Annotated in this window: 21 protein-coding genes; 5 read left to right on the top strand and 16 right to left on the bottom strand. The window is 39.3% G+C overall.

Annotated features, from left to right (window positions below; all coding sequences use genetic code 11):
* Window positions 1–43: 43 nt before the first annotated feature.
* The 16 genes from KSK37_RS11495 to mraZ all read right to left on the bottom strand — a co-directional run bounded on the left by KSK37_RS11495 (window position 44) and on the right by mraZ (window position 18,255).
* Window positions 44–454 carry a BrxA/BrxB family bacilliredoxin gene (locus KSK37_RS11495; RefSeq protein ID WP_088359160.1) on the bottom strand — a complete coding sequence of 137 codons (411 nt, stop codon included), beginning with the start codon at window positions 452–454 and terminating at the stop codon, window positions 44–46.
* Window positions 455–636: 182 nt separating this feature from the next.
* Window positions 637–1,524, bottom strand: a complete 888-nt coding sequence (locus KSK37_RS11490; protein WP_217201646.1) for a hypothetical protein — start codon at window positions 1,522–1,524, stop codon at window positions 637–639.
* 105 nt (window positions 1,525–1,629) lie between these two features.
* The gene (locus KSK37_RS11485; RefSeq protein WP_088359162.1) at window positions 1,630–2,076 is read right to left on the bottom strand and encodes a GatB/YqeY domain-containing protein; all 447 of its coding nucleotides are present in this window, start codon (window positions 2,074–2,076) and stop codon (window positions 1,630–1,632) included.
* Window positions 2,077–2,137: 61 nt separating this feature from the next.
* Window positions 2,138–3,967: a cell division protein FtsZ gene (ftsZ, locus tag KSK37_RS11480; protein WP_217201644.1), complete on the bottom strand. Its 1,830-nt coding sequence runs from the start codon at window positions 3,965–3,967 to the stop codon at window positions 2,138–2,140.
* Between the two features lie 69 nt (window positions 3,968–4,036).
* Window positions 4,037–5,407 (bottom strand): cell division protein FtsA, encoded by a 1,371-nt coding sequence (ftsA, locus tag KSK37_RS11475; RefSeq protein ID WP_217201642.1) that lies wholly within the window; start codon window positions 5,405–5,407, stop codon window positions 4,037–4,039.
* A 50-nt stretch (window positions 5,408–5,457) separates the two neighbouring features.
* On the bottom strand, window positions 5,458–6,495 hold the full coding sequence (locus KSK37_RS11470) for a cell division protein FtsQ/DivIB (protein WP_246566535.1): 1,038 nt from the start codon (window positions 6,493–6,495) through the stop codon (window positions 5,458–5,460).
* 28 nt (window positions 6,496–6,523) lie between these two features.
* Window positions 6,524–7,882 carry a UDP-N-acetylmuramate--L-alanine ligase gene (murC, locus tag KSK37_RS11465; RefSeq protein ID WP_217201641.1) on the bottom strand — a complete coding sequence of 453 codons (1,359 nt, stop codon included), beginning with the start codon at window positions 7,880–7,882 and terminating at the stop codon, window positions 6,524–6,526.
* Between the two features lie 7 nt (window positions 7,883–7,889).
* Window positions 7,890–9,002 carry an undecaprenyldiphospho-muramoylpentapeptide beta-N-acetylglucosaminyltransferase gene (murG, locus tag KSK37_RS11460; RefSeq protein ID WP_217201639.1) on the bottom strand — a complete coding sequence of 371 codons (1,113 nt, stop codon included), beginning with the start codon at window positions 9,000–9,002 and terminating at the stop codon, window positions 7,890–7,892.
* Between the two features lie 39 nt (window positions 9,003–9,041).
* The gene (locus KSK37_RS11455; RefSeq protein WP_088359168.1) at window positions 9,042–10,271 is read right to left on the bottom strand and encodes an FtsW/RodA/SpoVE family cell cycle protein; all 1,230 of its coding nucleotides are present in this window, start codon (window positions 10,269–10,271) and stop codon (window positions 9,042–9,044) included.
* A gap of 24 nt (window positions 10,272–10,295) precedes the next feature.
* Window positions 10,296–11,621, bottom strand: coding sequence for a UDP-N-acetylmuramoyl-L-alanine--D-glutamate ligase (gene murD, locus KSK37_RS11450; protein WP_217201637.1), 1,326 nt, complete (start codon window positions 11,619–11,621; stop codon window positions 10,296–10,298).
* 50 nt (window positions 11,622–11,671) lie between these two features.
* Window positions 11,672–12,913 carry a phospho-N-acetylmuramoyl-pentapeptide-transferase gene (gene mraY / locus KSK37_RS11445; protein ID WP_217201635.1) on the bottom strand — a complete coding sequence of 414 codons (1,242 nt, stop codon included), beginning with the start codon at window positions 12,911–12,913 and terminating at the stop codon, window positions 11,672–11,674.
* A gap of 28 nt (window positions 12,914–12,941) precedes the next feature.
* On the bottom strand, window positions 12,942–14,402 hold the full coding sequence (locus KSK37_RS11440) for a UDP-N-acetylmuramoyl-L-alanyl-D-glutamate--2,6-diaminopimelate ligase (RefSeq protein WP_217201633.1): 1,461 nt from the start codon (window positions 14,400–14,402) through the stop codon (window positions 12,942–12,944).
* A 63-nt stretch (window positions 14,403–14,465) separates the two neighbouring features.
* Window positions 14,466–16,457: a penicillin-binding transpeptidase domain-containing protein gene (locus tag KSK37_RS11435; protein ID WP_088359172.1), complete on the bottom strand. Its 1,992-nt coding sequence runs from the start codon at window positions 16,455–16,457 to the stop codon at window positions 14,466–14,468.
* Window positions 16,441–16,806 (bottom strand): FtsL-like putative cell division protein, encoded by a 366-nt coding sequence (locus KSK37_RS11430; protein ID WP_088359173.1) that lies wholly within the window; start codon window positions 16,804–16,806, stop codon window positions 16,441–16,443. Before KSK37_RS11430 ends, KSK37_RS11435 begins: the two co-directional genes overlap by 17 nt.
* Before the next feature lie 23 nt (window positions 16,807–16,829).
* The gene (gene rsmH, locus KSK37_RS11425; RefSeq protein ID WP_217201631.1) at window positions 16,830–17,723 is read right to left on the bottom strand and encodes a 16S rRNA (cytosine(1402)-N(4))-methyltransferase RsmH; all 894 of its coding nucleotides are present in this window, start codon (window positions 17,721–17,723) and stop codon (window positions 16,830–16,832) included.
* Between the two features lie 64 nt (window positions 17,724–17,787).
* Window positions 17,788–18,255: a division/cell wall cluster transcriptional repressor MraZ gene (gene mraZ, locus KSK37_RS11420; RefSeq protein WP_088359175.1), complete on the bottom strand. Its 468-nt coding sequence runs from the start codon at window positions 18,253–18,255 to the stop codon at window positions 17,788–17,790.
* A 245-nt stretch (window positions 18,256–18,500) separates the two neighbouring features.
* Between mraZ and KSK37_RS11415 the strand changes: the two genes are divergently transcribed.
* The 5 genes from KSK37_RS11415 to KSK37_RS11395 all read left to right on the top strand — a co-directional run bounded on the left by KSK37_RS11415 (window position 18,501) and on the right by KSK37_RS11395 (window position 24,180).
* Entirely contained in the window at window positions 18,501–19,265 is a 765-nt protein-coding gene (locus KSK37_RS11415) for an alpha/beta fold hydrolase (protein WP_088359176.1), read from the top strand.
* 58 nt (window positions 19,266–19,323) lie between these two features.
* A complete protein-coding gene (gene yihA, locus KSK37_RS11410; protein WP_217201630.1) occupies window positions 19,324–19,944 on the top strand; it encodes a ribosome biogenesis GTP-binding protein YihA/YsxC in 621 nt (206 codons plus the stop codon).
* The gene (locus tag KSK37_RS11405) at window positions 19,944–20,396 is read left to right on the top strand and encodes a GNAT family N-acetyltransferase (protein ID WP_217201628.1); all 453 of its coding nucleotides are present in this window, start codon (window positions 19,944–19,946) and stop codon (window positions 20,394–20,396) included. Before yihA ends, KSK37_RS11405 begins: the two co-directional genes overlap by 1 nt.
* A 186-nt stretch (window positions 20,397–20,582) precedes the next feature.
* Window positions 20,583–21,929, top strand: coding sequence for a T9SS type A sorting domain-containing protein (locus KSK37_RS11400; protein WP_217201626.1), 1,347 nt, complete (start codon window positions 20,583–20,585; stop codon window positions 21,927–21,929).
* A gap of 112 nt (window positions 21,930–22,041) precedes the next feature.
* Window positions 22,042–24,180 carry a S46 family peptidase gene (locus KSK37_RS11395; protein ID WP_217201624.1) on the top strand — a complete coding sequence of 713 codons (2,139 nt, stop codon included), beginning with the start codon at window positions 22,042–22,044 and terminating at the stop codon, window positions 24,178–24,180.
* Window positions 24,181–24,237 lie beyond the last annotated feature (57 nt).

Genomic DNA, 24,237 nt, shown 5'->3' with positions numbered 1-24,237 from the left:
CGCTCATCATGAACGGAATTTATTATAAACTAAAAGACTCGTTTTAGCAGTATTCATCATAAGCAGCCTGCAGATTTGCAGCGATTGCTCCTGCCGGATTTCCTTCAATGTGGTGTCTTTCCAGCATGTGAACCAATTCGCCATCCTTGAAAAGTGCAACACATGGAGAGCTTGGCGGAAACGGAGCCAAAAATTTTCTAGCTTCGGAAACGGCATCTGTATCAAAACCTGCGAAAACAGTAGTTAACTGATCTGGTTTTTTCTCCCCGGTTAAAGAGAAAATAACTCCCGGTCTTGCTGCTCCTGCTGCGCAACCGCAAACAGAATTGATCATCAAAAGGGTAGTGCCTTCTTTTTTAATTGCATTATTTACTTCTTCAGGCGTTCTTAAATCCTGGAAACCTTTATCGGTAAGCTCAGCCTTCATCGGCATTACTAATTCTTCTGGATACATATCTTATATTATTTTATTGATTAGAATTTGAGATTATTTCTCATGTTACAAATTTAGAGATTTTTGTGCACTAAATTTCATTCAAATTAATGATCAAAATCATTCCAAAATTCAATGATGGCCTTTTTGTCAGGTTTGTTTAAAATTCTCTTTGATTTGTAAGAATTTATTTTGGGATAATGTCAGAAGAAATTAGGGGTCAGAGATTCGAAATTCAGTGTTGCTCCGATCCGGATCTGATTGTAAGGAAAGTCGTTGACACCATGTTGGTATTGTATAAAGTAGGTGTTTTTGCGGTTGTAGTAATTAATTTTAGAGGCGAAAATACTTGGCCTGTTTCCGTAATCGGGACCTCTGTTAATCCAGCCGTTATAGCCGGAAAAGGTGTTTTCCCAGCCAAAATTATTTTTTTTCAGAATGAGTTTCAGCCCATACATCGGTGCGTCATCCTGCACGTTAGAATTCGGAGTCTGCACGTCCCAGGAATAGAATCCGAAATTTCCTACCACTCTGATTTCATCAAAATATATTTTTGAAAACCTGAAACTTTTCCCGATTTCGGTATCAAAATAATATCCGGCTGTATTGAAAAAGCGCCGGTTTTTAAATCCCGAACCAGAAGCAGTTTTTAAAGTGCTGTTTAAAATGACAGAAGGCCGGTATTTTAATTCCTTTGCTAAAGAAATCCGGGTTTGGATGTATACATCACCATTAGCGAAACCACTGTTTCCTTCAAGCATCATTCGTTTTTCCTTTATTTCGTCCGTTACTTCATAATGTTCAGCAACCGGAGACCAAACTTTAACGGAAACTTTTTGGGAAATTAATGGGATCTCAGCTTTGATATACACAGTTTCCGTATTATCGCCGTATCCATAGTAATAATCGCCATATATGGACAGCTGCGTGTTTTCAGGAATGGTTGCATCGGTGAAATCCGGAACAGGATTAGCGTTGGGACCGAACCAGTTGGTGGTGTGATGAATGAGAGTTTGGGAGAAGGTAAATCCGAAGAACAGACACGGGAATAACACGGAAAATTTCCGCAGTAGGCGTAAAGAAAGATTCATTAAGTTTTAGTTTTTTTGGTCGTTAAATTTAATAAAAAACCCGAAACATAAATGTTCCGGGTTTCAATCAAATCGATATGCAAAGGTTGGATATCCGTTTTTTTTTTAGGAAAGAAGTTTCTTCGCCATTTCGGAAATACTTTTTCCGTCGCTTTTTCCGGCTAATGTTTTTCCGGCAATTCCCATTACTTTTCCTAAGTCTTTGGCGCTTTGGGCACCTGTTTCGGCAATGATTTTCTTCATTTCCGTTTCTAATTCTTCTGATGAAAGCTGTTGCGGTAAGAATTTTTCAATCACTTTCATCTGCGCAGTTTCCACTTCTGCCAGGTCATTTCTGTTCTGTGCAGTAAACTGTTCGTGAGAATCTTTTCTCTGTTTAATCATCCGCTGTAAAATGGCAATTTCCTGGTCTGCAGAAACCTCTGCGCCTTTTGCTTCAGTTTTCAACAGTAATATCTGCGCTTTTACGGCGCGGAGAGCGTCGAGTGCCACTTTGTCTTTTTCTCTCATAGCGGTTTTAATCGCCTCGCTGATGGTATTTTCTAAACTCATTGTTGTTTAATTTTTATTGAATAATTCAGTACACATTTTGGAATGATCTTTCTACTGCTTATTAATCTACATCTTTATTCAAAAATTTATTTTCCCTAACTTCCATTCTTCCGTTGTTTTCTGAAAGAAAACTGTTGATTTTATGTTCAGATGCGTTGCTTCCTTCGATGCTGATATTTTTTCTTCGGAAAGCCGGTACTGTTTCGAAATCGCTTTCATGATCCGTTGTCTGATACCTTGAATTGAACTCTTTCAGTTTGTTTCTTCTTTCCAAAACTTTATCACTGGAAGTGGTTTTACTGATGAAGGTAAACTCGTTTTCAGTTTCAAATTCTTTGATTTCAGCGGCTGTTTCCACTACTTTTTCTTCCACCTTTAATTCGGTTTTCTGAACCGGTTCCGGTTTGATTTCTGCCTGAGGCTGTGGTGTCGCAACTTTGGGCTCCTCAATCGGTTCGTTTACGAAAAAACTGAATTCCATTGGCTTTTCTTCTGACATAGAGTTGTTAGATTCCGCAGGTTTTTCTTCAGTTTCAAATTTGAAGGACTGTACTTCAGGAGTTTCGAACGTGCTGTCGTCAAAAGAAAACAGATCCAGTTCCTGCGGTTCATCATTGATATGGAATTTCGCTTCCGGCTGTTCCTCTTCATCCAGATCGAAAAACTTAATTTCCACCGGAGCTTCCTTTTCAATAACAACGCTTTTTTCTACCGTTTTCACATTGAATTCAGGAGTCTGCAGATCTTCCTCGTCATCTAAAACGAAAAGGCTTTTTCTAGCAAAATTTTCTCTTGTAATTTCCTCTTTCTCCATTTTCTGTTTGAAAGGAGATTCCGGTTTTGCCGGTGCGCCCATGTTGTCGGTAAGGGAAAATTTAATTTTCTCTGTCGTCCCTGAATGTTTTTGGTGGTCTTTTGCGAAGCCTGTTGCAATGACCAAAACGCTTACTGCATCGCCCAGTTCTTCATCAGTTCCCACCCCGAAAATAATGTCGGCAGTATTTCCTGCTTCTTTTTGGATATGATCCATAATTACTCCGATTTCGTCCATCGTAACTTCTTCAGAACCGCTTCTGATCAAAAGCAATACGTTTCTTGCGCCGGTAATTTTATTATCATTCAATAACGGAGAATCTAAAGCTTTTTTCACGGCTTCTTCGGCTTTGTTTTCACCGGAAGCAATTCCGTTTGACATTAAAGCTGTTCCGGAATTAGCCAAGACAGATTTCGCGTCACGGAAATCGATATTCACATCGAAATAACCGGTAATTACTTCAGCCATGCCTTTTGCCGCGTTGGTTAACACTTCATCGGCTTTGGAGAATCCGGATTTGAAACCCAAATTTCCGTACTGCTGACGAAGTTTATCGTTATTAATAACGATTAATGAGTCTACATTATTTCTTAATTTTTCAAGACCTAAATCAGCCTGTTCCAATCTTCTCTTTCCTTCAAAACTGAAAGGCACGGTAACGATTCCTACGGTAAGGATTCCCATGTCCTTCGCTACTTTCGCAATAACTGGAGCTGCTCCGGTTCCGGTTCCGCCACCCATTCCGGCAGTGATGAAAACCATTTTGGTATTCTGTCCCATTGAAGCTTTGATGTCTTCAATACTTTCAATCGCAGCTTTTTCGCCCACTTCAGGATCTGCACCCGCGCCCAATCCCTCAGTAATGGTAACGCCAAGCTGTACTTTATTGGAAACAGGATTGTTATCCAGCGTTTGAGAATCGGTATTGCAAATCACGAAATCTACGCCGTGAATTCCTCTTTCGTACATGTGTTTCAAAGCGTTGTTACCACCGCCTCCAACTCCGATCACTTTTATAATTGATGAATTTCCTTTTGGCAAATCAAATGAAAACCCCTGTGTGTTCATATTTTCCATAATTTAAATTTTTTATTAATTGATAATTGATTACTGACAATCATCTGTCATTCATCATTAATGTTTTTTTTATTCAACTTCTTCAAAGAATTTTTTTACGCTTTCCATGATCTTCTGGCCGATGGTAAGTTTGTTTCGCCTTCTTTCGGCGGTTTGGTTTATTACCTCTTCTTCGGTTCTGAATTCAGGAGTTTCTGCAGTTACTGCTTCATTTTCGGTTTTTACCGGTTCTGGTTTTTCTACCACTTCTTCGATCTCTTCCGGAATGTTTTTCTTATCACGGATTTTCAGACTTTCCATTAATAAACCAATGGACGTCGCATATTCCGGGCCTTTTAAAAACTGGTTTTTATCGTTGGCAACATATTCATTTGCAAAACCGATTCTGCTGTCAAAACCTGTGGTGTAATTGGCCAGCTGACGGAGATGACGGAGATTGGAACCGCCGCCTGTAAGTACAATTCCGGCAATAAGTTTTTTCTTTTGCTCGAACGCACCGTATGCTTTCAGTTCAGTATTTACCATTTCCAGAATTTCTTCCACTCTTGCATTCACTACCTGAGCTAAGGTTTTCAGGGAAATTTCCTTATCAGGTCTTCCGTGCAAACCAGGAATGGTGACGAAAGTACTGTCTTTTTCCAGTTCTGGAACGGCCGAACCGAATTTTACTTTCAGCTGTTCTGCATGTTTTTCAATGATGGAGCAGCCTTCTTTAATGTCATCAGTAATGATTCCGCCACCGTAAGGAATTACGCAGGTATGACGGATGATATTGTCTTTGAAAATAGCGATATCGGTAGTTCCGCCGCCAATATCGACGATTGCTACACCAGCTTCTTTTTCTTCTTTTGTTAAAACAGATTCGGAGGAAGCAAGAGGCTCCAGCGTCAGAGACTCCATTTCCAGACCTGCTTCGCGAACGCATCTTGCGATATTTCTGATGCTTCCCATTTGCCCTACTACCACATGGAAATTGGCTTCGAGACGTTTTCCGTGCATTCCGACAGGCTCCTGGATTTCTCCTTCAGAATCTACCTTATATTCCTGCGGAAGGACGTGAATGATTTCTTCGCCCGGCAACATTACCAGTTTTTTTACCTGATCTTTAAGTTTCTCAATATCGTCTTCTGTGATATACTGATCTGGATTGTCTCTCATGATATAATCTGAGTGCTGAAGAGAGCGGATATGTTTGCCTGCGATCCCCACCGTTACCTTATGAATCGGAACGCCGGCGCTGTTCTGCGCCTCTGCTACAGCAGCTTTGATGGACTGAATAGTTTGGGAGATATTGTTTACAATACCTTTGTGAACGCCCAGGCTTTTTGCTTTCCCAATGCCGAGAATCTCAATTTTTCCGTGGGCATTTCTTCTGCCGACGATCGCCACAATCTTTGTGGTACCGATGTCGAGGCCTACTGAATACTCGTTATTTTCCATTTGTATGTCGATTTGATTTTTTATGTTTTTAATATCAGAGGATTTTGATCCTATTCTATTTTTACTTTTGCTTTAGGTTTTGAGGCCGGTTTCCCAGCGGCAGCTTTATCTGCAGTTGAAGCCTTGGGCTTCGTGGTTTCTTTGTGTACGGGTTTCGGCTTTTCCTCTGCTTTTTTTGGCTTTGGAGCGGTGACCTTAGGTTTTTCTTTCGGTTTGGTTTCCGTTTTTTTGACTTCCGGTTTTTCCGTTTCTTTTTTTATAGCCGCAGACGCAAATTTCACTTCCGTATTTTCTTTTTTCTGCGTGTTAACGGGTGCTTTTGCCAATTCTTTAGTTCCGAGAATAAGCAAACTGTCGTTTTCCTTATAATTTGGATTCAGAGTGGTGACGATCTGGTTGTCGTATTTTACTGAGATCCGCGTATATTTTTCGGGTTGCTGATAAATGAGATGTTTCTCCACAAAAGTTTTAAAACCTTTTACTTTCAGATCTATTTTTTCCAGTTCGCCGATTTCTACTTTATAATTTCCCTGGCTCGTCAATAAATTGTAACCTCCTTTTTCTTTAGAAATCCCGATGAAATATTTTTTGCTGAAACTGTCTCTGTCGATTTTATCAACCAGTTCGGCCAGTTTTTGATATTCTGACGGATTAACGTCTCCCGTTACCAGCATACACGGAAAAGAATAATTGGCTGAAATCGGGAACTCCGTTCCTTTTCCGTCCACGTAAAAATCTCTTCCGCCGGTATTCAGTCTGAAAGCCGGAACGCGCTGTTTGATGTCGAGATTCAGGTTTCCGTTTAAATTCAGATACACATTAGCGCTGTCCACAGCCGGAAGTCTGTTGAGCTGCTTTTCTAATTCAGGAATGTCAATATCGCCAAGTCTTCTTGTGGGATTGGATTTCTTTACAATATTCTTCACATCTTTTTCATCAATGAAATAAACCGGATGTTTTGTTTTGGTCATATTTACCGAAACTTTTTCCATGGTTTTATTGTTGAATCTTTTCAATGAAAAACTCAGCAGAAATCCGAAGATGATTACTGTTATTAATATTTTTAATATTCTGAATTTGTTTTTCATTTCTTATCTCAGTATCCTGTTTTTTAATTTATTTTTTAGAAAGCCATTCTACGACTGGGTCATAAAGGGTATCAATATTTCCTGCACCCACCGTTAATAAAACATCGAAATCTTTCTCTTTTATTTTATTAAAGGCGTCCCCCAGAGTTGAAACTTCCTTTTTCTCAAGTTTAATTTTTTCCGAAAGCCATTGAGAAGTCACCCCTTCAAAATTATCCTGTAATTCTCTTGCCGGATAAATATCAAGTAAAATAAGCTCGTCAGCTTTGTCTAAACTTTCTGCGAAGCCGTCTGCAAAATCGCGGGTTCTGCTGAAAAGATGCGGCTGAAAAACAACCAGCAGTTTCTGCTGCGGATAAAAAGTTTTTATTGAACCGATCACCGCATTCAGTTCGGTGGGATGATGTGCGTAATCATCGATATAAATTTTTCCGTTTTCGAAACTGTGCTTGGTATATCTTCTTTTAATTCCTTTAAAATTGGCGATTCCGCGTTTTAAAGTTTCGAAATCAACGCCTAAATTATTGAGGATAGCAATAGCAACCGTCGCGTTTTCGACATTGTGGATTCCCGGGATTTCCCAAACAAAATCATCAACTTCCTCTTTTGAAGTATGGAAATCGAAATAGATTTTATCCCCGATTTCCCGGATATTATCTGAATAATAGTCGGCTTCTTCGTTTACAGCGTAGGTTTTTGCGTCTCTTCCAATGCTGATTCCTTTACGGACAAAAAGCTGGTTGTTCGCCGGAACCAAATCTGCAAAATCTCTGAATCCCTGTTCTATGGTTGCTTTATCACCATAAATATCGAGATGATCAGCATCAGTTGAAGTAATTGCCGCCCAATCAGGAGAAAGGTTTAGGAAACTTCTGTCGTATTCATCGGCTTCAACAACGGATATGTCGCTTCCGTTAAAATGGAAATTTGATTTAAAGTTTTCAGCAATTCCTCCGAGAAATGCGGAAAATGAAAGATTGGCTTCTTTGCAAAGATGTGCCACGAGCGACGAGGTCGTTGTTTTTCCGTGGGTTCCCGCGATCGCTATGCAATCGGTGTTTTCGGTAATCATTCCGAGAACTTTTGCTCTTTTAAGGACCGTGAAACCATTATCATTAAAATGATTTAAAATATCAAGTTTCTTAATCGCAGGGGTGAAAATAACAAGCGTATTTTGTTTGCTTAAATTCTGAATCTTTTCTGACAGACTATCTTCAAACACAATATCGATTCCTTCCGAGATTAAGGCTGAGGTTAATTTGGTTACGGTTTTATCATAACCCAGAACATTTTTCCCGGATGCTTTGAAGTAGCGTGCGAGAGCACTCATTCCGATGCCGCCGATGCCTACGAAGTAGAAATTCTGATATGTTGATAAAGGGTTCATCTTTTGGTTATGATTTGATGTTTAATGCTGATAATATTTCTTCTACAATTTCTTCTGCAGCTTTTGGTTTTGCAAAAAATTCCAGGTTTGCAGACATTTCCTTTCTTAGGTTTTCGTTTTCACAGATTTCTGTTAAAGTCGCCCAGAATTTTTCTTTCATTTCGGTATCTTTTACCATTCTTGCGGCATTTTTTTCCACCAGGGTGAGCGCGTTTTTGGTCTGATGATCTTCCGCGGCAAAAGGAAAAGGAACCAAAAGCACTGGTTTTTTAGCGACCGCCAGTTCAGAAATTGCGATTGCTCCTGCTCTGGACACAATAATGTCCGCCGCAGAATAGGCCATTTCCATGTTTTTAATAAATTCAACGATCTGCAGATTTCTGCACTGTTTCGTCTCTGTCTCGCTGATGATATTTTGGTAATCAGTTTTTCCGGTTTGCCAGATGAGCTGATAATCTTTTTCTAAAAACTGATTGAGGTTTTCTTTCCAGGCGTTGTTCAGTGTTCTTGAACCTAATGAGCCGCCAACGGAAAGCACAGTGAGTTTATTCGGATCTAAGCCGAGTTTTTGCTTTGCTGATGCAGTATCTGTTAAATCGGTTATAATATTTTTCCGGATCGGATTTCCAAGAAACATCGTTTTTGTGCGGTGGAAAAATTTCTCCATCTCAGGATACGCGGTGAAAACGGCTTTTGCTTTTCGCGAGATAAACATATTGGTTTTTCCGGGCAGCGAATTCTGTTCCTGAACAAAAACAGGGATTCCTAAATTGGATGCAACATACAGTGCAGGCCCGCTTGCAAAACCGCCGGTTCCAACAGCAAAATCCGGTTTGAAATTTTTAATCGTCTTTCTCGCTTTTGCCAGACTCGTAACCACTTTGAAAGGCAGCCCGAAATTATTCATCAGGTTTCCTCTGTCGAAGCCCGCGATATTTAATCCAACAATATTATAACCTGACTGCGGAACTTTTTCCATTTCCATTTTTCCGGTGGCACCAATGAACAGAAACTCAGCATCCGGAAATCTTTTTCTGATTTCATCGGCAATGGCAACCGCCGGGAAGATATGTCCTCCTGTGCCGCCTCCGCTTAATAGTATTTTTAGTTGTCTGTTCATTTTGTTCAGTTATTTGTGTTTTGAATATGCTGAAGTATTTTATGCGATATCGTTTATTTCTTCCAGATCCTGTTTCTTGCCGATGCCTTCTTCATCGTAAACCTGAATTCTTGAGCTTACACTTAATATTATTCCTAACTGAATATAGGTTACCAACATGGATGTTCCTCCATAACTGATCAAAGGAAGCGGCTGTCCTGTTACAGGAATCAGATTTACCGCTACCGCGATATTCACGGAAAGCTGCACGAAAATCATAATTCCAAGACTCAGCACCAGTAAACTTCCGAAAAAAGCGGGCATTTTACTGGCGATCATTACGATTCTGATGATCATTATTAAATAGAGTGCTATTAAAAACAGTGCGCCAAAAAAGCCATATTCCTCAACGATAATGGCAAAAATAAAATCGGAAGCAGATTGCGGAAGCATTTGTTTCAAAGCGCTTTTTCCGGGTCCCATTCCGGTAATTCCGCCGTGAACGATGGCTGCTTTTGCCTGCATGACCTGATAGTTTTTGGCTTTCAGGGTTTCGTCTTCTACTTCTGTAGTTTTTTTAGAATTGGTAAATGTTTCCACACGGCTCATCCAGGTATGGACACGGTTGCTGCCAATTAAATCGGTTTTTAAGGCCAGAAACATGAATATTCCTATCGCTACTCCCGAAAGACCTACAAACCCGAAAATGTACTTCTTGTTAAGCTGTCCCACGAGCATTATGGCAAGGGAAACAATAAGAATCATTAAAGCTGTGGAACCGTTATCTTTTGCCACCAGTCCGAAAACAATGAGCACCGGTCCGAAAATGTACAGTATGTTCTCAATCGGAAGTCTTTCTCTTTTAATGCTTTTGGTTAAATATCGGCAGAGATAAACGACCAGAAGCAAATAAGCGAACGAGGAAGGCTGAAATGAAATCGGAGTTCCCGGAATTTTCAGCCAGCGTGAGGCCGAAGCTCCGTCAATTTTCTGTCCGGTAAACATCGTGAGTACAAGAAGAAGTACCATTACGCCCAGCAGAATACTGCTGAGTTTTCCGATGTATTCATATTTAACAACACCTACACCGCGCATAATTGCCAAGCCAAGCACTACGAAAAACAAATGCTTCAGAAGGTGAGAAGTAGTGGTGCCGTTGTTTACAATATACTCCAGATTAGAACTTGCGGAATACACTGGAAACACGGAAAAGAACGAAATCAGTAAGATTACGCTCCAAAGCACTTTGTCGCCTTTCAGTAATTCGAATTTGTTTTCTGTATCCTGCATTTTGTGTTCCTTCGTTTCTGGTTTTTATTTTAAAACTTCTTTTTTAAACTGATTTCCGCGGTCTTCATAACTGTTGAATAAATCAAAACTTGCACAACATGGAGACAGAAGTACAGTATCTCCTTTCTGGGCAAGAGATTTTGAAACCCTTACCGCTTCTTCCATGCTTGACGTGCTGTAAATGAGGTCTTTTTTCCCCTGAAAGAAATCGATGATTTTTTGGTTGTCAATTCCCAGACATACAATTGCTTTTACTTTTTTCTTTACCAAATCTTCAATTTCGGTATAGTCGTTTCCTTTGTCTTTTCCTCCAACGATCCAGACTGTTGGCTGTTTCATACTTTCTAACGCATAATAAGTTGCATTCACGTTAGTTGCTTTGCTGTCGTTGATGAATTTTACTCCATTTATTTCTGCAACCTGCTCTAAGCGGTGTTCTACTGCCTGAAAAGTCATCAACGAATTCCTGATGCTTTCATTTTTGATATTCAGTATTTTACCCGCAATGGAAGCGGCCAGGCTGTTTGCAATATTGTGATTTCCAACCAAAGAGAGTTCGTCAAGTTTCATTGAAAATTCGTCGTTGAAATTAACCACCATGTTATCACCATTTATAAAACCGCCTGTTTTCAGTTTTTCTTTAATGGAAAAAGGAACCATTTGCGCTTTAATATTAAGTTTCTGCAAAAGATCCATACTCATTTCGTCATCTTTATTGTAGATGAAAAAATTGTCGTTTTCCTGGTTTTCAGCAATCCTGAATTTTGCCAGCGCATATTCTTCGTAATTGTAATTATACTGATCTAAATGATCCTGACTTAAATTCAGCAGCATTGAAATGTGCGGTCTGAAATTCTGAATATCATCCAACTGAAAAGAACTCACTTCCAAAACATAATAATCGAAATTTTCGTCAGCTACCTGTTTTGCGAAGCTTTTCCCAATATTTCCGCCTAAACCAACTTTCAGATCATCATTTTTCAAAATATGATATATAAGAGAAGTGGTTGTGGTTTTTCCGTTGCTTCCGGTGATGGCAATAATTTTTGCATTCGTAAATTCCGCTGCGAACTCGATCTCAGAGGAAAGTCTTATTCCCTTCTGATTGATTTTAAAAATAATATCGGCTTTCTTCGGGATCCCGGGAGATTTTATTACCCAATCTGCAGCAAGAATTCTTTCTTCATCGTGGTTTCCTTCTTCAAACTCAATACCGGCATCATTCAAAAGTTTTTTATAGTCATCCTTAATCAGACCTTTGTCTGACAGAAAAACATCCATCCCTTTTTTCTTCCCTAAATATGCTGCACCAAAGCCACTTTCTCCGCCTCCTAAAACAACTATTTTCATGCTTTCTTTTTTAATTTTACCGGAATATTTTCCAATTCCTGCGGAACTTTTTATCTTACTTTCAATGTGATTAAACAGATAATCGCAAACAAAACACCCATAATAATCATCCGGTTTACGATTTTGCTTTCATGGTAACCTTCTTTCTGATAATGATGATGAAGCGGGGACATTTTGAAGAGCCTGTTATTCTGAGCGTATTCCAGCCCGAATTTTTTCTTCCTGTACTTAAATACTGCCACCTGTAACATCACGGAAACATTTTCGATCAGGAAAATTCCGCACAGCACAGGAATCATCAATTCTTTTCTTAAAATAATAGCTAATACAGCGATCACACCGCCCAGCATTAAACTTCCGGTATCTCCCATGAAAACCTGTGCCGGATAGGTATTGTACCAGAAAAATCCGATCACAGCTCCGACCAGCGCGAGCGCGAATATTGTAGTTTCACCCATATTCGGCAGGAACATAATGTTGAGGTAATCCGAAAAGATGATGTTACCCGAAATGTACGCGAAAAATGCCAGCGTAAGTAGGATGACGACGCTGGTTCCGGCAGCGAGACCATCAATTCCGTCCGCGATATTGGCACCATTTGAAACTGCTGTCACAATAAAAATGACGATGGGAATAAAAACAACCCATGCCCATTCGTGTGCTTTTTCGGGAGTCATCCAAAATAAAATACCGCTATAATCGAACTCATTGTTTTTCACAAAAGGAACAGTGGAAACGGTTGATTTCTCTGTAGGCATAAAATTTTTCTCTACATTATTTCTGCTTACTTCCGTTGCGTCAGCGTACTTTCTTTTCACGGTAACGTAGGGATGGAAGAACATTGTGATTCCCACAATCAGACCTAAACCAACCTGACCGATTACTTTGAATCTGCCGCTTAAACCGTCTTTATTTTTTTTAATTTTCTTTAAATAATCGTCTATAAAACCGATGGCTCCCATCCAAATTACAGAAGTGATCAGCAAAACGATGTAGACATTGAAAATTCTGGTAAAGAGCAATACCGGAATCAAGGTTGCCATAATAATAATGAGGCCTCCCATCGTTGGCGTTCCTTCTTTCTGTTTTTGGCCTTCAAGTCCTAAATCGCGAACCAGTTCGCCCATCTGTTTTTTCCTCAGATAGTTGATGATTTTCTTTCCATAGACCAATGCGATAATCAAAGAAAGCAAAACTGCCATTCCTGCACGGAAAGAGATAAATCTAAACATACCGAGGCCGGGAACGTGAATTCCGTGGCTGGTGAAATATTCGTAGAGATAGTATAACATAGCTGATGGTTTAGTTTTTAATTCAAGATTATTTAGACATTAATCTGGCCAGTTCAATAATCATTTCTTTGTCATCAAAATGGTGTTTTACGCCATTTATTTCCTGATAATCTTCGTGCCCTTTTCCGGCTACGAGGATAATATCTTTTGGCTCAGCAAATTTGATCGCCATTTTAATTGCTTCTTTTCTGTCCGGAATTGAAGTGTATTTGCTGAAATACTGCGGTTCCACGCCGGCTTCGATTTCTTTGATGATATCTGCCGGATTTTCCGTCCGCGGATTATCAGAAGTAATGATGGCAAGTGTAGATTTTCTTGTAGCAATTCTTCCCATTTCAGGGCGTTTTGCATGATCCCGATCGCCTCCGCAACCGAAAACTGTAATCAGTCTTTCGTTTTTAGTACGGATTTCGTTAATGGAATCTAAAATATTTTCTAATGCATCAGGCGTATGCGCATAATCGACAACGAAGAAAATTCCGCCTTCGGATTTCAAAGTTTCGAATCTTCCTTTTACTCTTTTCAAATTCGAAATGGCTTTCAAGATATCTTCTTCATGAAAACCGCATTCCACTGCAATTGCAAAAACCAAGAGCAAATTATATACGTTGAATTTCCCCGTCAAAGTTGTCCAGAATTCTTTTCCGCCGAAGTTGAGAAGCATTCCGTTGAAGTCGGCTTCCATAATTTTTCCATGGAAATCAGCCATTGTTTTCAAAGCGTAGGTTTTCTTTGCCGCTTTGGTATTCTGAAGCATGACGTTCCCGTTTTTGTCATCAATATTGGTGATGGCAACGGCTTCGGGATTCAGTTCATCAAAAAATCTTTTTTTGGTTTTGATGTATTCATCAAAAGTTTTGTGATAATCTAAATGATCATGGGTAATATTGGTGAAGCCTGCAATTTTAAACTGCAGACCTTCGGTTCTATTCTGATGGATTCCGTGGGAAGAAACTTCCATGAAAGCATATTCGCAGCCTTCTTCCACTGCTTCTGCCAATATCTGATTCAGGCGAATCACATTCGGAGTGGTATGCGTGGACGGAATGCTTTTCTCTCCAATCCGATATTCAACCGTTGAAATTAAAGCAGATTTAAAACCTAAGTTTTTGAAAACATCAAACAGCAGCGTCGTTACAGAAGTTTTCCCGTTGGTACCGGTAATTCCTATTAAATTCAGTTTTTCAGACGGGTTTTCGTAAAAATTAGAAGCAAGCTGGCCTAAAGTTTTAGAAGCGTCTTTTACTTTAATATAGGTAACGTTTTCATTTAAATTTTCATTTAAATTTTCACAGACAATTACGGAAGCGCCTTTTTCAATGGCGGAATCAATAAAAGAATGTCCGTCAGAAACCGTTCCCTTAATCGCTACATACAGGGAATTTTCAACACTTTTACGGCTGTCGAAAACAATTTCTGAAACTTCACGGTTTTCAGGTCCGGAAATTTCTAAAACTGGGATTCTGTTTAATAATACTTCTAAATTCATTTTGTATGTCACCAGGATTTTCTCCTACTCTTTATTTTAGCCGCCCCCTGCGGCACTTTGTTTCTAATTCTGTAAGCTCAGATAAATCCTTTGATTTTTACCAATAATGGCACCTTCCAGAGGAAACTGTTCTTTAATTCTTCCAACACCTTTATAATCCACGCGATAACCCGAGTTTTCCAACTGCGGAATCACATTTTTCCCAATCAGGCCAACAACATTTGGCATTTGTCTGCCGTTAACAGCGATTTTCACATTGGGTTCCACCATTTTGCTTAAATCCACTTTTTTATCAACCAACATTTCGTGTTCTACGTTTTGCGGGGTTTTAAGAAATGTTTTACCTGCAATTTCTTTGAAAACCGGAGCTGCTACCGTTGATCCGTAAAAACTTTTGGAATTATCGGGCTGGTTGATCATCACAATACAGGTGTATTTGGGATTGTCAGCGGGATAAAAACCTGCGAAACTTGCCTGGTATTTTGCCGGTCCCGGTTTCCAGTATTCGAATCTTGCGGTTCCGGTTTTGCCGGCCATTTTCAGATTCGGGGTGAAAATACTTTTTGCAGTACCTTTTTCAACGGCTTTCGTCAGCGCGTTGGTCATCATCGTAATCGCTTTTGTTGAAGCCATTTTGCTCACCATCACTTCCGGTTTTGCAGTGTATAAAACCTGTCCGTCTTTCATTATTTTATCAATGAAAAGAGGTTTCAGCATTTTTCCTTTATTTGCGATACCGTTGTAGAAAGTGGTCAGCTGCAAAAGATTAAACCTTGACGAATAACCATAAGCGAGTGAGGCCAGAGTTGCTGCATTCCATCTTTTGCTTTCAGGAGTTACGATAAAAGGTTTGGTAATTCCTGGGAGTTCAATATCCATTTTATCGAACATTTTCCATCTTTTCAAATGATCCAGGAAAACCTTTGGTTTATCTGCATAATACTGTGTAATCAGCTTAGCTGAACCAACATTACTCGATTTTGCCAAAACATCAGCAATTTCATAAATCCCCCCGCCATGTCCGTCGGAAATTCTCTGTTTAGCGTAAGTCCACACGCCGTTTCCTACGTTCACTGTGGTGTTTTCATCAATAAAGCCGTCGTCCATCGCTGCAAGAAGAGAAACGGTTTTGAAGGTTGAACCCGGTTCTGTAGCATCTTTCAGTGCGTAATTGTAGGCATCCACGTAAATTCCCGGCTCCGTTCTGCGGAGATTGACCATTGCTTTTACCTTTCCTGTCGCCACTTCCATCACCAAAACGCAGCCATGATCACCGTTGAAATTAATCAGTTGTTTTTCTAAAGCAGAGTGTGCAATATCCTGAATTCGTAAATCAATTGTAGTGTAAACGTCCTGTCCATCGATAGGTTCATTTACTTTCCAATAATCGATTGGTTTCCATTGGCTGGAGTTCACCCGCTGTTCTAAGCGTGTTCCGTCCGTGCCGGTCATATATTTCGAGAAAGCACCTTCCAGTCCTGATTTTGTAACGCCGTCATCCATTCCGATCGTTCCGGAACCAATTTGTGTGGTGGCGAGTTCTCTTTTAAAATTTCTGTCGATAATGAAGCCCCCTTTATTTTTACCTTTTTTGAAAATCGGGAATTTTCTGATTCTGTCATAGTCATCAAAATCAAGACCTTTAACCAACGAATAATACTGGTTATTGGCTTTTTTCTGCTGATCGAGCCGGTCCCTGAAGTAGCTTCTCGGTTTGCCGAACATTTTCGATAACGAATCGGTCAATGGACCGATATTATTGCTGTAAACAGTATCTTTTATCGTTTTGAAATCGAGATATACATCATAACGCATCACGGTTGTTGCCAAGATAGATCCATCTGAAGCGTAAAGATTTCCGCGGGCAGCTTTTAATTTAGCTTCGCGGTAATTTTTGTTGATATAATCATCTTTAATTTCCTGAACGTTAGTATTCTGTAAAATAAGAATTCTTCCTAAAAAAACCACAAAAAGGATGAAGGCCGACCCTGCAAAAAGGTAGCCCCATCTCAATGTTTTTGAGCGTTTATTTTCGAATTCATTTTGAACCGCCATCTGTGCTGTCTAATTTTATCAATAATTTGTGCGGATGATTTTCTAATGATAACAAGGAGTCTTCCACCATTTCCTTGCCCAGTTCCGATTCCAGTTTTACTTTTATTAACCGGCTTTGTGCGTACGCATTCCGGGATTTATATTCTTCCGTCTGTTCTTTGAGGTCATTTACCTGTTCAATTTTTTGGCTGACCAGGTGATTGCTGAAAATCATAATCATCAGCAAGAAAAACACCAGCATAAAATATTTGTAATGAATTTTTACTTCATCACGGTTTAGAAAATTCCCTTTTATGATATCAATAAAAGTGAGTTTCTTCTGTGGACGGTATGTCTGTTTTTTTGCCAACGGCTTATTGTGTTTTACTCTCGTTAATTTTTAATTCCTACCCGCATTTTTGCGCTTCTTGCTCTTGAATTTTCAGCGATTTCCGCATCATCCGGAATAATTGCTTTGCTCTGAAGAAGATTAAATGCTTTCGGGTAATTTCCATAAATATCTCTCGCCGGTTCGCCCTCGAACATTCCGTTCTTTAAAAACCGTTTTACCAGACGGTCTTCCAGGGAATGGTAAGAAATTACCACCAATCTGCCGCTAGGCTTTAAAATGTTATAGGACTGAAGAAGCATTTCCTTTAAAACCTCAAGTTCCTGATTTACTTCTATTCTTATAGCCTGAAAAACCTGAGCAAAAAATTTATTCTGCTTAAACTGCGGAATATAACTGAACAGTTTTTTCAGATCTTCCGTGGTTTCGATAGGTTTAAGCTTTCTGTGATGAACAATTTCTCTCGCCAGTTTCCGCGACTCGCGCAGTTCGCCGTAGTAATATAAAATATGAGCTAACTGTTCCTCTTCATATTCATTCACGATTTTTTTGGCGTCCAGGTGCTGCATCACGTTCATTCGCATGTCGAGAGGCGCATTGCTTCTGGTAGAAAATCCGCGTTCTGCAGCATCAAACTGATGAGAGGAAACTCCGAGGTCAGCTAAAATCCCGTCCACCTGATTCACTCCGTATGCCATGAGGGAATTTTCTAAAAACCGGAAATTCTGATTAATCAATGTGAATCTTGTGTCCTCAATTGTATTTTTAAGTGCATCTAAATCCTGGTCAAAACTGTAGAGTTTTCCCTTCTCTGAAAGTCTTTTCAGAATTTCCCGGGAATGGCCGCCACCGCCGAAAGTTACGTCCACATAAATTCCGTCAGGATTTGTCACCAGATCATCTACACTTTTCTTCAGCAAAACAGGATTGTGATACATTATTTTATTATTTGTTGATGTTTTGAAAAGGACTCTGTTAAAAAGTTCCTCTTTACACTAAGGATTAATTTTCATCATCAAAACTGATGTCGCCCATCACTTCTTCGGCAAGCTGTGCAAAATCTTCTTCAGAAGTTGCAATCACCATTTCGTAATCGTCTTTATCCCAAATCTCAAAGAGCTCTCCCGCGCTGGTAATAACAATGTCTTTCTTAAGGTTTGCAAAGAGCGTAAGATCTTTAGAGATTTGTAGTCTTCCGGCATTGTCAGGTTCCACGGTTTTTAAGCCTGCCGTAAAACGTCTGATAAAATCTGCATTTTTCTTTTGGAAGCGATTCAGCCTGTTGATTTTCTCCATCAGTTTTTCCCAGCCCGTCATTGGATAAACCTCCAGACAGGACTGAAAAACAGAACGCTTTACCACAAAGGAGTCACCGCCAAAATTCTCCATCTGTTTTACCAGTGATGAAGGCAGTTTTATGCGACCCTTGTCGTCTATTTTGCATTCGTATGTGCCGATGAAATTCTTCATTTGGGACAAATTTATATAAAAATTTCTAAAACCTCCCACTTTTTCCCACTTTTTGACTTAATGTTAATAAGTTTTGATTTTAAGCATTAAATATTTGATTAAAAAGCAGTTATGATTGCTTTATCATTTTTTTAAAAAAAGTATTTGAAGCATAATTAAAATGCTTAATTTTATTGAAAATTCAATCAATATAAATTAAAGTTGGTCTTTAATTTGTATTTTTGCAAGGCTGATAAAGCAATTTTATGAGATTTATTACGAAAAAAGAAAAGAAATTCTCTTTCATTGAGGCTGGAGAAGGGCATCCGTTGATTTTATTACACGGATTAATGGGCGGTTTGAGTAATTTCGACAAAACAGTAAACTTTTTTTCCGAACGTGGATATAGAGTTTTTGTTCCCGTGCTTCCCATCTACGATTTACCGATTCTTAATACCAACTTAACAACAATTGCGAAATATGTTGCGAAATTTATTGAAGAAAAAGTTGATGAGCCTGTAACTGTTGTTGGAAACTCAATGGGAGGACATATCGGTTTGATTTTGACTTTAGCAAGACCTGAACTTGTATCTGATCTTGTGTTGACCGGGAGTTCCGGGCTTTATGAGAGAACATTCGGAGACAGTTTCCCGAGAAAATCCGATAAAGAATATATCAGAAAGAAAACAGAAGATGTTTTCTATGATCCGAAAGTGGCAACTGATGAGCTGGTGGATGAGGTTTTTTCTGTTGTGAACGACAGGATGAAAGGAATTAAAACGGTAATGCTTGCACGAAGCGCCATCAAACATAATATGTTGAATGATTTGCCGAAAATTACAAAACCCGTTTGCCTGATCTGGGGAAGACAGGATAATGTTACTCCGCCGGAAGTGGCGATAGATATGAACAAATTTTTACCGAACTCAGAACTTTATTGGATTGAGCATTGCGGACACGCTGCCATGATGGAAAAACCCGATGAGTTTAATGAGATATTATATAGTTGGTTAAAGAAAATCGAAAAATAAGTGAATGGAAGTTTAAGCTTCCATTTTTTATTTAATTAAATTTGAAAAAAATTCAGAAATGGTAATCAAAACAGCAGAATTTGTCAAAAGCAGCGGGAGATGGCAGGAGTGCCCGGAACCGAATTTGCCCGAATATGCATTCATCGGACGGTCGAACGTGGGAAAATCATCCTTAATCAATGCGATGCTGAATCATAAAGATTTGGCAAAGACATCGCAAACCCCGGGTAAGACACAGCTCATCAATCATTTTCTGATCAATGAAAAGTGGTATCTTACCGATTTGCCAGGTTACGGTTATGCAAGGGTCTCCAAAAGTATGCGGCGGGATTTTGAGAAAATTATTACAAACTATATATTGAACCGGAAAAATCTGGTTAATCTGTTCGTTTTGGTGGATGCCCGTCACACTCCTCAGAAAATTGATATTGAATTTATAGAGTGGTGCGGTGAAAACGGCGTTCCGTTTTCAATTGTATTTACGAAAGCGGACAAGCTGAAACCGAATACCGTTATCACGAATGTGGAAGATTATAAAAATGAACTTCTTAAAACCTGGGAAGATTTACCTGAAATTTATATTACCTCTGCAGAGAAAAAGGTTGGAGGTGATGAGATCTTAAAATTCATTTCAACAACTAATCAGTTTCTGTTTGAAAACAAAGTGAACTTTGAATAATGAACGGTATCATTTGGAAGATAAAATCTTTCCCTCAGCTTTCTACTGAAGAATTATACAGCATTCTGAAAATCCGTCAGGAGGTTTTTATTGTGGAGCAGACCTGTTATTATCTTGATGCGGACGGATATGACGAAAAGGCAGTGCACATCTGGGCTGAAAAAGAGGGGGAGGTTTTGGCATATTGCCGGATTTTTAATCTTGGAATTAAATATCCTGAAGCTTCAATTGGCAGAGTCTTGACCAATCCTAAATTCAGAAAATTAAAGTTGGGGAAATTCTTGATGACAGTCGCTTTAGATTCCATTGAAACGAGATTTGCCAGCCGATCCGTGCGTATTTCAGCGCAGGATTATCTTTTGAAATTTTATTCAGAATTTGGCTTTCTTGATACTGGACTTAAATATCTGGAAGATGATATTCCGCACACCGAAATGGTAAGAACTATTTAATAAAAGCTTTTGACTTTTTTAAAATGAATTTTAATCTAATTAAAGTTCATTTTTTTTTGCCTCATGTTTTATTTAAAATCCCAATTCGTTATTAAATCACGTGTTTAGTTAAAAAAATGATAATATAGTTTGCATATTATTTTTGAATTATATACTTTTACCGAAAATCATTAAACTTTAAAGATTATGAAAAAACTTTTACTTACTGGCGTGGCGCTGGTTTCAATGGCGACTCAGGCCCAGTCTTGGACCCCGCAGGGCACTAAATTCCCCTTAAATTTTGGGGTAGACGAAATAGCAATTGTTGATGCAAATACCGCCTGGACATTCGCATATGATGGTTCCGGAGCAGGGACTTATCCAAAGATTGTTTCAAGAACTACAAATGGAGGAACGACTTGGACAGCTTCTACAGTAGCTGGACCCGGTTCAAATGCGCTAATTTCTGATATTGCAGCTGTTGATGCAAATACTGCATGGATCATCACTGCTCCGTATGCGGCAGGAACAAACGGAAACAGAATCTGGAAAACGACTAATGGAGGCGCATCTTGGGCTCAGCAAACATCTGGATTTGCTTCAAGTTCATTCGGTAACCAGATTTACTTTTGGGATGCAAATAATGGATGGGCATGCGGAGATCCAGTTGCTGACGGAAAATTTGAAATGTATAAAACTTCCAACGGAGGTACAACCTGGACTGCTGTTGCAGGAAGACCTGCTGCTGCAGGGGATTATAGCTATGTAGCTATGAAAGAAGTTGTTGGGGACAATATCTGGTTCGGAACGGATTTGGGGAGAATTCTTCACTCAACTGACCGAGGTACCACTTGGACAGCTAACGTTTCTCCTGTGATCGATTTTGGGGGAGTAACTACCTCCGGATCTTCCGGAACTTTTGCATTTAAAGATGGAAGCAATGGTCTTCTTATAGCCGTGGATGGTGCTGGTTCTCCAGCAACAACAACTGCAGGATTGTATTCAACCAATGATGGTGGCGTAACATGGCTTCCTGTATCAACAACAGGAACTTGGTACTTTGGTGATGTTACTTATGTGCCTGGTACGCCTAATACCTATGTGTCTACAGGAATTAATTCAGGAAGCCCAGGATTCATGGGATCTGCATATTCCACAGATGGAGGTGTAACATGGACAAGCATTGATGCTGGGAATCAGAGAGGTAAAGTTGCTTTCCTTAATCCTACTACAGGATGGGCTGGTCAATTTAGCGATGGGCCTTCTGGATCAACAGGTATCTTAAAATTCAGCGGAAACCTTGCTTTAGGAACTTCTGATAATGCATTGAAAGCAAACTTAAAAGTATATCCTAACCCGGCTACCGATGTTGTAAACATCTCTGCTGATAAGAAAATTGAAAATATTACAGTTATTGATATGACTGGGAAGAAAGTTCAGTCATTCAAATCAGGTAACCAAATCAATGTATCTTCTTTAGCAAAAGGAACTTACATGCTTCAGGTGTACTATGGCGGAGGCGCTGTTGAAAATACTAAACTTATCAAAAAATAGTTTTAAGTTTAATAAATAATCAAATGGATGAGAGTTTCTCATCCATTTTTTTTTGGAAAAAGCCGTATATGAAATGATTTTCTTAAATTAGCCCCTATAAAATAATTTATAAATGAAAAGAATATTTTTACTGCTCACATTCATGCTGAGCTTTCTACAGATCAAAGCCGATGAAGGTATGTGGCTTCTGATGATGGTTAAAAGACTCAACGGAGTTGATATGAAAAAAGAAGGTCTTAAGCTTACTCCTGAAGAAATTTATTCAGTGAATAACTCAAGCTTAAAAGACGCAATCGTTCAGTTTGGCGGTGGCTGTACTGCAGAAATGGTTTCTAAAGAAGGTTTACTTTTTACCAACCACCACTGTGGATACGGAAACATTGCAGCATTATCAACCCCTGAGAAAGATCACTTAACAAACGGTTTCTGGGCAATGAAAAAAAGCGAGGAACTTCCGGCAAAAGGTCTTTCTGTGAGATTTTTGGTAAGAATGGATGATGCTACACAGCGTATCAATTCCAAATTAAACAACAGCATGTCTGCTGACGAAAGAAAAGCAGTTATCGATGCTGAATATAAAGCTATCCAGGCTGAAAATTCCGAAAACGGAAAATACAGCGTTGTGGTAAGAGATTTCTTTAACGGAAACGAATTTTATTATTTCGTATATCAGGATTTCAAAGATGTAAGATTGGTAGGTACGCCTCCTAACTCTTTAGGTAAATTCGGTGGAGATACTGATAACTGGGAGTGGCCGAGACATACTGCAGATTTCTCTGTGTTCAGAGTATATGCCGATGCCAACGGTAACCCTGCAGAATATTCTCCTAGCAATGTACCAATGAAGCCGAAGCACGCGCTTCCTATTTCCCTGAAAGGTTACAAGCCTGGAGATTTTGCAATGATTCTTGGTTTCCCGGGAAGAACTAACAGATATCTTACTTCTTACGGTATCGAGCAGATGGTTAACAAAGACTATCCGGCTTGGGTTGAGGCTTCCAAAGTTGCCATGGACGTAATGAAAAAATATATGGACAAAGATCAGGCAACCAAACTTGATTATGCTTCACAATATGCATCCGTAGCTAATTACTGGAAAAACAGACAGGGAACCATCGATGCCGTTAACAAAAATGGAACTATTGCGGACAAGAAAGCCCTGGAAGAAAAGTATATGGTTTGGGCACTTTTACCTGAAAATCAGGCTGCTTACAGCGGAGTTTTAAGTGATATTAAAGCCAACTACGCGCAGTTCTCCAACAGAAATGTTGAAAGAAACTATGCTTCTCAGCTTCAGAGAAATGCAAAATATATCTCGGTTGCATACCAGTTAGGTTCTTTATTGAAAACTTACGCAGATCAGGATGCGAACGGACAGGTTGCGATGAAAACCAAAGTTACCGATGCGATCGATAAAATGTACGACGGTTTCAATACCAAACTTGAAGGTGAAATGCTGAATTCAATGGTTAATCTTTATCAGCAGAGAGTAACCAAAGGAGATGCTTCCCCAACTTTGTTGGCAGCAGACGCAAAAAACCTTTCTACAATGGCCTTCTCTTCTGTATTTGCTACAAAAGAGTCTGCAATGAATTTTGTAAACAATCCGGACAGATTGAAGATTGATGCAGATCCATTAATGAAACTTGCAAACGGATTCATCAATGATCAGAAATTAGCAGGGGAGAAATATGCTAAAGTTGACGAAGCTTTCGCTAAAAACAGCAGAATATTCCTAGACGGTTTGAGAAAATCAATGCCGGGGAAAGATTTCTATCCGGATGCCAACTCTACCATGAGACTTACTTACGGTAAAATAAGCACCTTGCCGGAAAGAGCTGACAGAAACTATTACGGTATCAAACCTAAAAACAACTATTATACAGACGTAAACGGAATGGTTGCCAAATACAAAAAAGGCGACGAAGAATTTGATTTGCCACAGAGATTTATCGATTTGGTGAAGAAAAAAGATTTCGGTCAGTATAAAGACAAAAAAGGATTCATGCCTGCCAACTTCCTTTCGGATAATGACATTACAGGAGGAAACTCAGGATCTCCGATTCTTGACGGTCAGGGTAACTTACTTGGTTTAGCGTTCGACGGTAACAGCGAGGCGTTAAGCGGAGATATTATCTTCGACCCGAAAATGCAGAAAACAATCAATGTTGATGTAAGAATGGTTCTTTGGATTATTGAAAAGTACGGTAAAGCAGGTCACTTGATCAGTGAAATGACTTTAGTAAAATAAATATTTTCCGAATATGACAAAGCCCGCTGATTTTTCGGCGGGCTTTTTTTATGACAT

The sequence above is a fragment of the Kaistella soli genome (assembly GCF_019038595.1).
Classification (GTDB): Bacteria; Bacteroidota; Bacteroidia; order Flavobacteriales; family Weeksellaceae; genus Kaistella; species Kaistella soli.
This window is presented reverse-complemented; position numbering and strand designations above follow the sequence as displayed.